Here is a 13,378-nt window from a genome sequence, read left to right as displayed (position 1 = left end):
GTCCCGGGCCGTATGGCCCGGGACAAGGGTTCAGAGGGCGGCGATCAGGGCAGCTGCTTGCCCTTGAAGGTCTGCTCGAACCGACGGAGGATCTGGTTCGAACGCTGGGCGGCATCATCCAGCGCGGTCTGGACGTCCTTCTTGCCGGTGAACGCGGCTTCGAGCTCCGAGCGGATCTCGGCGCGGATCTGCGTGAAGTTGCCGAGGCGGATTCCGCGCGACACGGCGGTCGGGGGCGTGAAGGTCAGCGACTCGATGGCGATTTCGCGGCCCTGGCGCTTGGGATCGGCATAGAACCCGGCATCCACCATCGCCTTGTAGCCCGCCTGGGTGACCGGGATGTAGCCGGTCACATCGGCAAACCACTGCTCTTCCTTCGGCTGGAGGAGGAACTGGATATAGGCAGCAGCCGCTTCGTATTGCGGCTTGGACTTGCCCTGGAGGATCCAGAGCGAGGCGCCGCCGACGAGGCTGTTATGACGCTTGAAGTCCTTGTAGACCGGCAGCTTGGCGACACCCCAGTTCAGGCCCGGCTTGGCGGTCGAACCCACGACACCATGGTTGGCGACCGAGCTCAGCATCGAGGCGCAGGAGCCGTCGGTGAAGGCCTGCAGGATGGTCTTGCCGGTCTGGGCGGTCTGGATCCGGGCAACGCCCTCGTCGAGCAGCTTCTTCCAGTCCTTCATGTAATCGGCGAACTTGGTCTTGTTGAACATGACTTCGGCATCGAGGCCGTCATAGCCGTTGTTCTTGGTCGCGATCGGCAGGTTGTGGATCGCCGAGAACTGTTCCAGCGGCATCCAGGTATCGTAATCGAAGGCAAAGCCGCACTCGACACCCGCCTTTTTCATGGCGCGGACATCGTCCCACCATTCCTCGATCGTCTCCGGCGCCTTGGTCTTGCCAATCTTCGCCCACGCATCCTTGTTCCAGTAGAGCAGGGCGGTCGAGGAATTGTAGGGGAACGACCACATCTGGCCCTTCGACGTGGCGTAATAGTTCGCGATGCCGGGGAAATAGCCCGACCAGTCGATCTTCATGTTGAAGTCGCGCGCGAGATCCGGCGCATTATAGGTCGCGCCGGAGAGCATGAAATTGACGGTGCCGGCATCATAGATCTGGACGAGCGTCGGGTGCTGCTTCGAGCGGAAGGCGGCAATCGTGTTCTGCTCGGCCTTGTCGTAGCCACCCTGGCCGACACACTTGGCCTCGTACTTGGTCTGGCTGTCATTGAAGCGCTTGCAATGCTCTTCCATGATCTCGCCGAGACGGCCGGTCAGGCCATACCAGAACTCGAACTGGATGCGCTGCTGGGCCTGGGCCGGACCGGCAAGCCCAAGGGTAGTGGCCGCAAGCGCTGCGGCGGCAAGAATGCGTCTGGACATCGGCTTCCCCGTGATGAGATCGCCCCAAGGGCGGGTGCTGTCGGCAACCGTTGATTGCCGATCTGTCGTTCCGCTAGCGACCGGCGATGACATGCCGGTGATGGCCTGATGTCACTTTGGCGTCGCGCCGGCTAACGCATCCTGCGCTGTCAGAGCAGCCGCTTGCGGACGCGGTTCGAGACCTGCTCGACCAGAACGACCAGCAGGAACACTGCGATGATGATTGTCGCCGCCGTGTCGTAGTCAAACAGGTCGAAGGCCACCTTGAGCTCGACGCCGATGCCGCCGGCCCCGACAAGCCCGAGGATCACAGAGCCGCGCACCGCCTTTTCGAGGCTGAACAGTGACGTGGCGATGAAAGAGGGCAGGGCCTGCGGCACGACGGCGGAGAAGATCAGCCCGGAACGCGTCGCGCCGATTGCTGCCAGCGCTTCCTGCGGACCCTTGTCGACTTCTTCCATCGCTTCCGCGAAGAAGCGCCCCGCAAAGCCGATCTTGTCGACCATGATTGCCATGACACCGGCTGCCGGCCCGAGCCCGACCGCGATCACGAAGAGCAGCGCCCAGACGAGGTCCGGCACGGTTCGGAAGAAGGCAATCAGCCCGCGTGCCAATTGCTTGATGACGGGATGGGGCGAGAGACCGTCGGCTGCAAGGATGGCCAGCGGGAATGCGAGGATCAGCCCGAGCACACAACCGACAAGCGCCATCTGGAATGTGATGAGCAAGGAACGCAGGATCTGTGGCAGCCGTTCGAGGTCCGGCGGAAACATCCGGTCGAGGATAGAACCCAGCGCCGGAAATCCACGCTGCATCCGCTCCCATGAAAGCCCGACATTCGAGAATGACCAGACAAGGAAGGCCAGGGCGAGGACGGTGAGAATGAAAGTGAGGGCATTTGGCCGGTCCCAGCGGGGCACGGCGACAGCCGGCGAAGGCAGGCTCATTCCTCGTGGTCCCGTCCGGTGAAGAATTGCCGGAGATGGCGCGGATCGGCTTGGCGCGAGGGCCTGTCCAGCGTGATGCGCCCGTCCGCGAGGCCGACGATCCGGTCCGAATAACGAATGGTATGTTCGAGCCGATGCGAAATCACGATCAATGTCAGGCCCTTGTCCTTGGCAAGCCGGTAGAGCAGGTCCATGATCTCCTCGCCCGAACGCGGATCGAGGCTGGCATCCGGTTCATCGGCAAGGATGAATTCCGGTCGCTGCATCAGCATGCGGGCGATTGCCACACGCTGGGATTGACCACCGGACAGGGAATCCGCGCGCTGGAGCGCGCGATCGGCGAGGCCGACCTCGGCGAGGCAGGCGAGAGCCTCGGCCCGGTCCGCAGCCGGTGCAAGCGCCTGAAGCCATGTCCGTGGGCCGCTTTTCCGCGCCTGCACGCCATGAAGGACATTGCTCAGAGCGGATAACCGCCCGACAAGGTTATGCCGCTGGAAGACGATGCCGACCCGGCGCCGGAACGTGCGGAGGGGACCGGGAGCCAGCTCCGTCACAGCTTCTCCGAGCAACGTCATCTGGCCGGCATCCGGTTCGATCAACCGCACCAGCATGCGCAGCAAGGTCGATTTACCCGCGCCGTTGGCCCCGATCAGGGCGACTGCGGTGCCCGGCTCGACCTCGAGATCCAGGCCGTCAAGAATTGTCCGGGCGCCGAATGCCTTGCGGAGCCCCTGGATCCGGAGCGCTGGAGTGAGCGCTTCGATCAGGGACTCGTCCGGCAAGGCAAGGGCTAGCGCCATGGTTCAGCCGCCGATGAACTTCGTGAATTCGCGCACGCCGACATTCACAAACATCTTGCGGACGAGGTCATAATCCTTGTCCTGCACATCCCAGAGGAACTTTCCGCCGACGAATTTGGCGTTCTCCTTGGTTGTCGTGATTGCGCCGAGCAGCATCGGGCCATGATCACGGAAGGCAGCGCGGAACTTCGCAACGGTTTCCGGCTTCACCTTCGACGAGACGACAATCAGGTCGTTCGGCAGGTTCGCGCCATCGCCGAGGGTGCGGAACTTCTGGTTCGGGAAGGCCTTGGTGATGCGCTCGAGATGCGTCTGGTTCATCCCGATCGCCGCGATATCATTCCGCAGCAACGCCTCGGCCGCCACGTTGAGCTTCAGGAAAACCGGCTCGTAATCCTTGCCATAGGCGAGGCCGCCATCGGCAAGAATGGTCGCCGGCGCGAGATGCTGGGAGGTCGAGCCGATCTCGCCGAACGAGACCTTCTTGCCCTTCAGGTCCGCGAGCGTCTTGATCGGGCTGTTGTCGGGAACCACGATCGACGAGCGATAGTTCGGCCGCTCCCACACAACGACCGGCTGCGCCTTCATGCGGGCGTTGAACACGACATATTCGGCCGGACCGGTCAGGACGAAATCAACCTGATCCGCCGCCATGGCTTCAACAGCGGCGGTGCGGCCCGATACGGCGAAGAAATCGACCTTCAGGCCCGAAACCTTCTCGAATGCGTCCTTGAACGGCCCGAATTCGCGCTGCAGGCTCTCGAGACCGTCGACATCGGTCACCGCGAAGCGGATCTTTTCCTGGGCGATGGCCGGAAGGCCGGCAGTCATGGCGATGGCGGCGGCAAGGAACAGACGGCGCAGGATCATTAGGGGCCCTCTTGGCGGGTTTGGGGTTCACTTTCGCGAGCGCTAGCGCAGCGTCACGACAGTCTGATGACACGGGGGCGCAGGCCGGCAGGAGCGGCACGGCCCCGTCTCCGGCACGATGAAGCCGGCCATCATCAGCCTGTCATGGAGAGGCGCCACGGAAACAGCCGAAGCTTGACCGGAGAACCACGATGACTGTTCCTGTTCCATCCTTGCCGCTCCTCGGGGCGGCCCTTAGCCGGCGCACGTTGCCGCTCCACCGGCAATGGCTCCTTGACCATCAGCGCGATCTCGAGATCCAGGATTTCATTGAGCACACTTTGCTCGATGGCGATGCCGAGGCGGTTGCGGATGAGATTGCCGGACTGCTCGACGGATATCACGGTCGCCTCGGGCTTCATGGTCCGTTCTGGGGTTTCCGGATTTCCACCGAGGATCCACTGGTTCGAGCGGTGGTCCAGAAGCGCTTCCTGCAGGCGCTGGTGATCGCGGAACGGCTCGGTGCCACGCAGATGGTGATCCATTCCCCGTTCACGACCTGGGATTACAACAATCTCGATGCTTTTCCGGGTGCCGAGCAGAAGATGGTCGGGCGTGTTGCGGAATGCCTTGCCCCGGTGATTGTCCGTGCTCGGGATATCGGCTGCGAACTTGTCATCGAGAATATCGAGGACAAGGACCCCTCGGCACGCGTCCGGCTGGCGGAGGCCCTCGGGGACCCTGTCCGCGTGTCAATCGATACGGGCCATGCCCATTATGCCCATGTCTCGACCGGCGCGCCGCCGGTCGATGTCTATGTCCACAAGGCAGGGTCGGCGCTGGCGCATGTCCACCTTCAGGATATGGATGGCTATGCTGACCGGCATTGGCACCCGGGCGAGGGCAGCGTGAACTGGCCTGCCATCTTTCGGGCGCTTGCTGTCGCCAGCCCGGCCGCGCGGCTGATCCTCGAGGTCAAGGATCAGGCGAACCTGATGAAGGGCGTCGACCATCTCGTGGCCCTCGGCCTTGCGCGCTGAGGGGCGGGGATCGTTCTAGCTGATCAGCCGGGCCAGCCCATACATGGCCAACCCGAAGACGGTATGGGCAAGCAGGTTGAGCCCCCGGATATGTACTGCATTGGGCCTTAGGCGCGCGGCGATGCCCGCGCCCATGCCCGGGGCAAGGACGAACCAGCCGAGCAGGACCGTGCCGAGCCCGATCGCCATCGCGGGAAGAAGTGTCGGGCTGGATGTCCAGCCCGGCCCGCCGAGAACCACGGTTGCGAGGCCGAAACTCGCGCCGACCGCATAATGGAAGGCCCAGCCCCAGACGCGTTCGTGCGCCACAGGTTCGGCGCGGGCAATATCCTCATGCAGGAACTGCCCGCGGAAAATGTGGCGGAACCAGCGGCCCACCATCGCCCAGTTCGGCAGCGGAATGCCGAAAAACCGGTTCAGGAGAAGGTTCCACAGATCGAAGACGATCGTGGCGCCGATCCCGATGATCAGGCCCTGAACCATGGTGAACCTCCCATTTGCCTGTGGCTGGCTTGCCCGGTTGCAGCGGTCAGAGCAAGACCCTTGGCAGCCAAAGCACCACCTCGGGGAACAGCGTGATCACGAACAGCACGAGGAAGCCGACGCCGAGGAATGGCATGACCTCGCGGACCACGCGTTCGATCTTCACCGATGCAAAGTTGCCGCAGATGTAAAGCAGGATCCCGACCGGAGGCGTCAGAAGGCCCAGCATCAGGTTGAACACCATGACCAGCCCGAAATGGACGAGATCGATTCCGGCGGCCTCCACGATCGGGATCAGCACCGGGATCAGGATGATCATGGCCGCGATCGCTTCCATGAAGCAGCCCACGACCAGCAGCAGGCCATTGATCAGCAGGAGGATGACGATCGGGTTGGACGAAACGCTGCCGATCCAGGCCGCGATTTCCCGTGGCAGGCCGGATACCGCCATCAGCCAGCCAAAAGCGCCGGCAAAGGCAATGATGATCATCACCACGGCGGAATCGATGCCCGATTGCACGTAGATCGCCCAGAGCTGCCTGACCGAGAGTTCCCGGTGGATCACCATCGACACGAAAAGCGCATACATCACGGCGAATGCAGCGCTTTCCGTTACCGTCACCACGCCGCCCGTCACGCCGAACAGGATGACGAAGGGCATCATCAGAGCCCAGATCGCCTTCGAGCCGGACTGGAGAACCTGCCGCATCGGCACGGCTTCATGCACCGGGTAGTTGCGCTTCCGCGCGATCAGATAGGTCACGGCCGCGAGTCCGAAGCCGAGCAGCAATCCGGGGATCACGCCGCCGAGGAACAGCGCTGCGACCGAAACCCCCTTGCCCACGGAGAGCCCGTAGATCACCAACGGGATGGAGGGCGGGATGATCGGCCCCATCACCGAGGCCGAGGCGGTGATCGAGGCCGCGAAGCCGGGCTCGTAGCCGGCCTTCTTCATGCCGGGAATGAGGACCTTGCCGAGAGCGGTTGCATCCGCAACCGCCGAACCGGACACGCCGGAAAAGACCATGCAGCTCATCACGGTTGTCAGGCCCAGCCCGCCAGCAAAGCGACCGACGCAGGCATTCGCGAAGTTGATGATCCGGGCAGTGATTCCGCCGACATTCATGATGTTGCCGGCGAGGATGAAGAACGGGATCGCAAGAAGCGAATAGCTGTCAGCGCCGATCAGGGCGCGCTGGATGAAGACAGAAAAGGGCAGCGAAGGATGATTGGCGATCGTGGCGACCGAGGCCAGCGCCATCGCAAAGGCGATCGGCAGGCCAATCGCCATCAGCATGATGAAGGAGAATATGAGAATGCTGGCCATGATGCATCCTCACAGATGGATTTCGCCGAGCGGCTCTCGCCGGGCGGGGTCGAACAGCTTCTCGACCCAGAACACCACGATCAGCAATCCGCAATAGGGCGCGGCGAAGTAGAAACTGGCAGGCGAGATTTCCAGCGCGCCGAACGTCTGGTCCAGCGTTCCGATCGAGATCTGCAGCCCGTAGACGAGCATCAGGATGCCCGTCAGCAGCATCAGGATTTGGTTGATCCAGCCCACGATCTTCTGAAGGCCGGGCGGCAGCATGACGACCATCATGTCGATGGCGATATGCAGCATCTGGCGATATAGGATCGCCGCGCCGGCGAAGACCGACCAGACGAACAGGATCCGGCACATCTGCTCTGTCCAGGAAAGCGGTGCGTTGAGCGCGTAACGATACCAGACCGAGAGGATCGTGATGCTGACGATCGCGAGGATCGCGCCGCCGACAATGAAGCGGCTCAGCGTTTCGGCAGCATCGCAGAGCCGCCGCCAGCCGAGAACGATTCCAGGGGATGCCGACATCGGGCCTCCGGGACAAGAATGAAAAGTGCCGGATCCCCGGGCGCGGGGATCCGGCGAGGGAGAGGCCGGTTTCAGGCGATGGTCTTGATCCGCTCCACCCACTTCTTCACATGGGTGAACTCGGCTTCCATGCCATCGATCGCCTTGCGGAAGGCGTCCTTGTCGACCTCGTTGATGGCGATGTTCTTGGCCTTGACCAGGTCAAGGATCCGGTTGTCATCCGCGATGACCTTCGGACGCAGGGCATCCTCCATGTCACGGGAGGCCTGCACGAGCGCCTTCCGCTGGTCCTCGTTGACGCGGCGATAGGTGGCTTCCGCGATGACGATCATGTTGTCCTGCATCATGTGCTCGGTCAGCGCGAAGTTCTTGTTCACGTCGAAAATGCCACCATTGTAGGTCAGTGCCATCGGGTTTTCCTGCCCCTCGATGATACCCGACTTCAACGCCTGGAACACTTCCGGCCAGGGCAGCGGCGTCGGTGAGGCGCCGAACCGCTCGAAGGTCCGGCGCCACATGGTGGTTTCGGGCACGCGGATCTTGAAGCCCTTCATATCGGCCGGGCTCTTGACCACGCGGTTCGAGGAGAGCATGCGCGGCATGCGGGGGATCGAGGCCATCGGACGGAGCTTGGCCTGCGCCCCGGCATCATCGCCATACTCGGTCATGACGCTCGTCATGACCTTGTCCTTGTGGGCCACGTTCTTGAACAGATAGGGGTAGGTCCAGACCTCTGCGGGCTTGTACCAGCCGCCGAGGATCGCCGCGCCTGGCGAGGCCACATGGATCGAGCCCTGAAGCAGCCCTTCGACATGCTCGCGCTCCCCGCCCAGCGATCCGGCATGGTGCGTGGCGATCTCGATCTGGCCCTTGGTCAGCTCCTTGACGCGGGCGGCAAAGAAATCGAGCCCCTGTGCGATGAAATCCGTCGGCGGGGTTGCGGAAGCCCCGATCCATTTCACGGTCTGGGCCCTAAGGATGGCGGGCATCGCCACCATTCCGGCAAGACCGGCCGTGCCCAGCAGGACGGTGCGGCGGCTGGCTGACATTTCGAACGGCTTTGTCATGTTTTCCTCCCTGGAAAGATGCTGGCCCGTTTCGGGCTCTGGCGGTTGAAACCGGAGACGGTTCTGTCTCCGGCATGTCGTTGGACTTTCAGCTCGAGAACAGGGCTTCCATCTCGCGGCGAACCTTGATGGCGGCATCGTTGGGGTCGAATTCGACATCCGACCATTTCAGGCGGGCTCCCTGCGGAATGTCGCGCTTGAGCTTGATCTTGTGCGCGAGCCCGAGCGGCAGGTAGCCTTCGGCCAGCGAGGCCTTGGCCGGGGTCTGCTTGCCCCAGACGCAGAAGCCGCCTTCGCCGTCGAGCATCTCGCCGGCCTTGAGATCGCGCTTAGCTGTGGCCACGACATCGGCATTGAAGCAGACCGGCGCCCCTGTTGGCTCCTTGCGGAGCGCCGCCGAGGCCACCGAGATCCCCAGTTCGAGGCCGATCATGTGCGTTGGCCGGTACAGGCAGGAATACTTGCCGGATCTGTCTTGCAGCATCGAGTATTCGCGGAAGCATTCCTCGGAATAGGCGCTGTCCGTCTCGAAGACGACATAGGTGCCCATCACCAGCGAATGCGGCACATCGCTGCCGTCGCGATAGACCGAGGATGTCACCTCCGTCACGCCCTTGCGTTCCAGCACGCCGCCATCGGATTTCGGCTTGCAGATCTCGGCATGCTCGAACCGGGTCGCCGGCGGGAAGGAAAGCCCTTCGGTCTGGCTTTCCAGCCCGGTCGCGTTGCACACCGCCGTCATTTCGATGCCGGATTTGGTGCCGTCGACAAAGGAATTGAACATCTTCGGGTTGATGGAATTCCGGTCGCGGATCTTCATGTACTTGTCGAGAATGTCCCACACCGTATCCGGCGTCGACTGGTGATAGGTCGGGTGGTAGCGCGTGCCCTTGCCGGCAGCGACCACCCGGAATCCCGCTGCGCGCGCCCAGTCGACATGGTCGGCGATCAGCGCCGGCTGATCGCCCCAGGCCAGCGAATACACCACGCCGGCCTGCTTCGCCTTGCGGGCGAGCAACGGGCCCGCCACGGCATCGGCCTCGACATTGACCATGATGATGTGCTTGCCGTTCTCGATCGCCTTCAGCGCGAAGCGGATGCCCGCGCCGGGATCGCCGGTCGCCTCGATGATCACCTCGATGCCGGGATGGGCGACGAGGCTGTCACCATTCTCGGTGACCAGCGTCGCGCCGTTCATCAGCGCGTCGTCGAGCGAAGTCGCGGCATATTGCTCTTCCGGCCAGCAGGCCAGCTTGAGCTGGGAGCGCGCCCGCGTCGTATTGAGATCGGCCACCGCCACGACATGCATCCCGGCTGTCTGGCGGGCCTGCGACAGGAACATCGTTCCGAATTTCCCCGCGCCGATGATCCCGATGGTGATCGGCTTTCCGGCAGACTGGCGTTCCAGCAGCATGCGGTGAAGATTCATGGGGCCTGGCCTTCCTTTCCTGTCGGCGCGTGGCCGAACCGATCCACATCATGGCCGGAAGGAAGCGCGCAGAAAGGCAGCCGGAATCCCGTGGTTCCGTCATGCCGCGTCCTGGCGATCGTTTCTTCCCGGCCGGATGCTGCTTCGTGTCTCATGAGCAGCATTCCTCAAAGCAGACGCTAACATGTTTCTCCCGTGCGAAAAGCGAATTAGGATGCGGAAAAAGATGAGGAGTATTCATCAATGCTGGGCAATATGCCTCCGCTTCAGTGGTTGGCGACCTTTCAGGCTGTCATCGAATCCGGCAGTTTCGCCGGAGCCGCCAAGTCGCTGGGCCTGACGCCCTCCGCCATCAGCCACCAGATGCGGGCGCTGGAGGGCATGCTCGGCCAGCGCCTCTTCCTGCGTGACAAGCGGCAGGTGACACCGACCGAGGAGGCACTGGCCTATGCCACGACGATCTCGGAAAGCTTCGCCCGCCTGATCGCGGCGACCAACCGGCTCGCGACCGGGGCGGGCGCGCGTCGCCTGCCGATCCATTGTTCGCCGAGCTTTGCGACTCTCTGGCTGGTGCCGCGGTTGAAGGATTTCATGCGCGAGCACCCGGCCATCGATATAGCGCTCTTCGCCAGCCATGAGCCTGCCCGGCTCGGGCAGGACGGGATCCTGATCGACATTCAGTATGCGCGTCCGGTGCCTGAAACCTGCGAGGCGATCGTCCTCGCGGACGAGACGATCGTCCCCATGGCGAGCCCCGCCTTCGTGGCCGAGCACCATATCGGTGCCTTCGCGGATATCGGTCGCGTGCCGCTGCTGCATTCCCTTCGCTGCGTTGTGCAATGGCCGCAATGGTCAGCCCGTTTCGCGCCGGGCCTGACGCTCAACCCGCGCGGCTTCCAGTTCGACCGGGCACATCTTGCCCTTGCTTCCGCCGCTGACGGCCTCGGGATCGTGCTCGAATCGACATTGCAGGCCAAGGGCTATCTCGATCAGCGCCGGCTCATTTTGCCGTTCGGCGAGGTCGGAATTCCCGTGGTGGCGCATCGGTTGATCTTCCGGCGGGAGGATGACGGTCATCCGGACGTATTGGCCTTCGTCGAATGGATCACCAGGGCGTTCCGCAGCGACCGTGGGAAGCCAGGCACGCGGTAGCCCGATCCGATAGCGGCGTACAGACCCAGAGAAGAGGGGATTGGCTATTTGACATACCAACCGGTTGGTATCTATCTTCGCGCTCAAAGGATGTCTTTCCATGAGCCGCTCGGTCAACGCCCGCGAGAAACTGCTTGAAGCCGCCGTAAAGGTCGTCCGGTCGAAAGGGTTTGCCGCGACAAGCGTGGATGATCTCTGCGTTGAAGCCGGCGTGACAAAGGGGGCCTTCTTCCACCATTTCGCCAGCAAGGAAGCGTTGGGGATCGCGGCGGCCGAGTATTGGTCGAAGATGACGGGCGCCCTTTTTGCTGCCGCGCCTTACCAGCAGGTCGAGGATCCTCTGGAAAGACTGCTGGCCTATCTCCGGTTCCGGCGGGACATCCTTGGCGGTGAATTATGCGAGTTCACCTGCCTTGCAGGCACGATGCTCCAGGAAGTCTATGCCCAGCATCCTGCGATCGCTGCGGCCTGCCAGGAATCGATCGCCAGCCACGCAGCAACGCTCGAGCCCATGATCTCTGCCGCCATGCTGGCGCGCGGGCTTGACCCCGAAGGCGCGTCGACAGGCTGGACGGCGTCCGGGCTGGCTCTTCACAGCCAGGTTGTCCTGCAGGGCGCCTTCATCCTCGCCAAGGGGAGCGGTGGCCCGGCAATCGCGCGGGACAGCGTCGATCATCTCACGCGGTACATCCGCCTGCTCTTCACGTCGGCAGGCGCCAATCCCGATCCCAGTCCCTGACACGGAGAACCTGTATGCCCGGAACCGTTCGCCTACATCGCGTCTTCGCCACAAGCCCGGACAGGCTCTATCGTGCCTTTCTCGAGCCGGACGCCCTTGCAAGCTGGCTGCCACCGAATGGCTATCTGTGTACGGTGCACGCCCTCGAGCCGAAGGTCGGCGGGACCTTCAGGATGTCGTTCCGGGATTTCGCGAATGGCCATGTCCACAGCTTCGGCGGCGAGTTTCTCGAACTCGTGCCATCCGAGCGGCTCGTCTACACGGACCGCTTCGATGATCCCGGCCTGCCGGGCGAAATCCGCGTTGTGGTTGGCCTCAGGGCGGTTTCCTGCGGCACCGAGCTGACGATCGAGCAGAGTGGCATCCCGGATGCAATCCCGCCGGAGAGTTGTTACCTGGGCTGGCAGGATTCCCTTCACAAGCTGGAGCGCCTTGTCACGGCCCCGTCCGGGCCGTCGGACCCGGCCTGACCGACGCGCGGAACCGCCTTTTCCAGACAATTCAAAGGATCCTTCCATGGAGACAGTGACGCCTTGCCTCTGGTTCGACGGCGCAGCGCAGGAGGCAGCGGAATTCTACGCGTCCCTGCTTCCCGACAGCCGGGTCGATGCCATCCACCACGCGCCGGACGATTTCCCCTCGGGCAAGGCCGGTTCGGTCCTGACAGTTGAATTCACGCTGATGGGGAGGCGCTTCGTGGGCCTGAACGGAGGACCGCATTTCCGGTTCAACGAGGCCGTTTCCCTGATGGTCCCTGCCGAGACGCAAGGCGAGATCGAGCGTCTCTCCGATGCCTTGTCCGCCCATCCCGAAGCCGAGCAATGCGGCTGGGTGAAGGATCGTTACGGTCTTTCCTGGCAGATCATTCCGTCGCGCCTGCTGCACCTCATCGCCGATCCTGATCGGGAAAGGGCAGGGCGCGTGTTCCGGGCCATGATGGAAATGAAACGGATCAACATCGCCGCCATTGAAAACGCAGCCGCCTGACAGGCCGAGAGGAGAAGCAAATGTCTTATATCGATGGGTTCGTTGCCGCGGTGCCGACCGCAAATCGTGAAGCCTACCTGGAGCATGCAACGCTCATGGCCGGGATCATGAAGGAGTTCGGGGCAATCCGGTCCGTTGAATGCTGGGGTGATGATGTTCCCGATGGCAAGCTGACCTCGTTTCCGATGGCCGTGAAGGCAGAGCCGGGCGAGACGGTGGTTTTCGCCTGGCTCGTCTGGCCCTCGAAGGCCGTCCGGGATTCCGGCTGGGCGCGCATGATGCAGGATCCGCGCATGCAGCCAGGCGCGAACCCGATGCCGTTCGACGGCAAGCGCCTGATCTATGGCGGATTCGAAATGGCATTGGACCTTTAAGGTTTCGCCCCGGAACTGGGGGTTCCGTTCGTTGGCTTGATGCAGATTCTGCATCGGGTTGGCGGTCGGCATCCTCCCGCCGGGTTCATCGGGCGCGCCGGCACGCATGATCCGTTGCGTTCTTTGCATTGGCTCCTGTGTCGCGGATTTGTTTCACTGGCCATACCGGATCGAAAGGGCGGGAACATCCTGGCCCGGAGCCGGAAACGGCTGTGAAAGCAGCTGGGAGAAGGCCGGAAAGGCCTCGCGAGACACCCGGGCCGCGAGGTCCGGG

15 protein-coding genes are annotated in these 13,378 nt (G+C 63.0%); 6 read left to right on the top strand and 9 right to left on the bottom strand.

Features of this window, described 5'->3' with window-relative positions:
• Positions 1–44: 44 nt before the first annotated feature.
• The 4 genes from P0652_RS15480 to phnD form a co-directional block, all read right to left on the bottom strand.
• Positions 45–1,385 carry an extracellular solute-binding protein gene (locus P0652_RS15480; RefSeq protein ID WP_284179759.1) on the bottom strand — a complete coding sequence of 447 codons (1,341 nt, stop codon included), beginning with the start codon at positions 1,383–1,385 and terminating at the stop codon, positions 45–47.
• 149 nt (positions 1,386–1,534) lie between these two features.
• Positions 1,535–2,332, bottom strand: coding sequence for a phosphonate ABC transporter, permease protein PhnE (phnE, locus tag P0652_RS15475; RefSeq protein WP_284179758.1), 798 nt, complete (start codon positions 2,330–2,332; stop codon positions 1,535–1,537).
• The gene (locus tag P0652_RS15470) at positions 2,329–3,132 is read right to left on the bottom strand and encodes a phosphonate ABC transporter ATP-binding protein (RefSeq protein WP_284179757.1); all 804 of its coding nucleotides are present in this window, start codon (positions 3,130–3,132) and stop codon (positions 2,329–2,331) included. Before P0652_RS15470 ends, phnE begins: the two co-directional genes overlap by 4 nt.
• 3 nt (positions 3,133–3,135) lie before the next feature.
• On the bottom strand, positions 3,136–4,002 hold the full coding sequence (phnD, locus tag P0652_RS15465) for a phosphate/phosphite/phosphonate ABC transporter substrate-binding protein (protein ID WP_284179756.1): 867 nt from the start codon (positions 4,000–4,002) through the stop codon (positions 3,136–3,138).
• A 191-nt stretch (positions 4,003–4,193) separates the two neighbouring features.
• Between phnD and P0652_RS15460 the strand changes: the two genes are divergently transcribed.
• Positions 4,194–5,021, top strand: coding sequence for a sugar phosphate isomerase/epimerase family protein (locus tag P0652_RS15460; RefSeq protein WP_284179755.1), 828 nt, complete (start codon positions 4,194–4,196; stop codon positions 5,019–5,021).
• 15 nt (positions 5,022–5,036) lie between these two features.
• On the opposite strand, the gene P0652_RS15455 is transcribed toward P0652_RS15460, so the two are convergent.
• The 5 genes from P0652_RS15455 to P0652_RS15435 all read right to left on the bottom strand — a co-directional run bounded on the left by P0652_RS15455 (position 5,037) and on the right by P0652_RS15435 (position 9,852).
• Positions 5,037–5,504, bottom strand: coding sequence for a DUF2938 domain-containing protein (locus P0652_RS15455; RefSeq protein ID WP_284179754.1), 468 nt, complete (start codon positions 5,502–5,504; stop codon positions 5,037–5,039).
• A 46-nt stretch (positions 5,505–5,550) separates the two neighbouring features.
• Positions 5,551–6,831: a TRAP transporter large permease gene (locus P0652_RS15450; RefSeq protein WP_284179753.1), complete on the bottom strand. Its 1,281-nt coding sequence runs from the start codon at positions 6,829–6,831 to the stop codon at positions 5,551–5,553.
• A 9-nt stretch (positions 6,832–6,840) separates the two neighbouring features.
• Complete coding sequence (locus P0652_RS15445) at positions 6,841–7,356, bottom strand: TRAP transporter small permease (RefSeq protein WP_284179752.1); 516 nt, start codon at positions 7,354–7,356, stop codon at positions 6,841–6,843.
• Between the two features lie 71 nt (positions 7,357–7,427).
• Positions 7,428–8,423, bottom strand: a complete 996-nt coding sequence (locus P0652_RS15440; protein ID WP_284179751.1) for a TRAP transporter substrate-binding protein — start codon at positions 8,421–8,423, stop codon at positions 7,428–7,430.
• Positions 8,424–8,511: 88 nt separating this feature from the next.
• Positions 8,512–9,852: an NAD(P)H-dependent oxidoreductase gene (locus P0652_RS15435; RefSeq protein ID WP_284179750.1), complete on the bottom strand. Its 1,341-nt coding sequence runs from the start codon at positions 9,850–9,852 to the stop codon at positions 8,512–8,514.
• 243 nt (positions 9,853–10,095) lie between these two features.
• Between P0652_RS15435 and P0652_RS15430 the strand changes: the two genes are divergently transcribed.
• The 5 genes from P0652_RS15430 to P0652_RS15410 all read left to right on the top strand — a co-directional run bounded on the left by P0652_RS15430 (position 10,096) and on the right by P0652_RS15410 (position 13,104).
• Entirely contained in the window at positions 10,096–11,004 is a 909-nt protein-coding gene (locus tag P0652_RS15430) for a LysR substrate-binding domain-containing protein (protein ID WP_284179749.1), read from the top strand.
• A gap of 100 nt (positions 11,005–11,104) precedes the next feature.
• On the top strand, positions 11,105–11,743 hold the full coding sequence (locus tag P0652_RS15425; protein ID WP_284179748.1) for a TetR/AcrR family transcriptional regulator: 639 nt from the start codon (positions 11,105–11,107) through the stop codon (positions 11,741–11,743).
• Between the two features lie 14 nt (positions 11,744–11,757).
• Positions 11,758–12,213 (top strand): SRPBCC family protein, encoded by a 456-nt coding sequence (locus P0652_RS15420; protein WP_284179747.1) that lies wholly within the window; start codon positions 11,758–11,760, stop codon positions 12,211–12,213.
• Between the two features lie 46 nt (positions 12,214–12,259).
• Positions 12,260–12,730, top strand: coding sequence for a VOC family protein (locus P0652_RS15415; protein WP_284179746.1), 471 nt, complete (start codon positions 12,260–12,262; stop codon positions 12,728–12,730).
• Between the two features lie 20 nt (positions 12,731–12,750).
• Complete coding sequence (locus P0652_RS15410) at positions 12,751–13,104, top strand: DUF1428 domain-containing protein (protein ID WP_284179744.1); 354 nt, start codon at positions 12,751–12,753, stop codon at positions 13,102–13,104.
• Positions 13,105–13,378: the final 274 nt, after the last annotated feature.

Source organism: Rhabdaerophilum sp. SD176 (genome assembly GCF_030143245.1).
Classification (GTDB): Bacteria; Pseudomonadota; Alphaproteobacteria; order Rhizobiales; family Beijerinckiaceae; genus Rhabdaerophilum.
The sequence above is the reverse complement of the archived record's forward strand: the minus strand, read 5'-3'. Positions and strand labels throughout refer to the sequence as shown.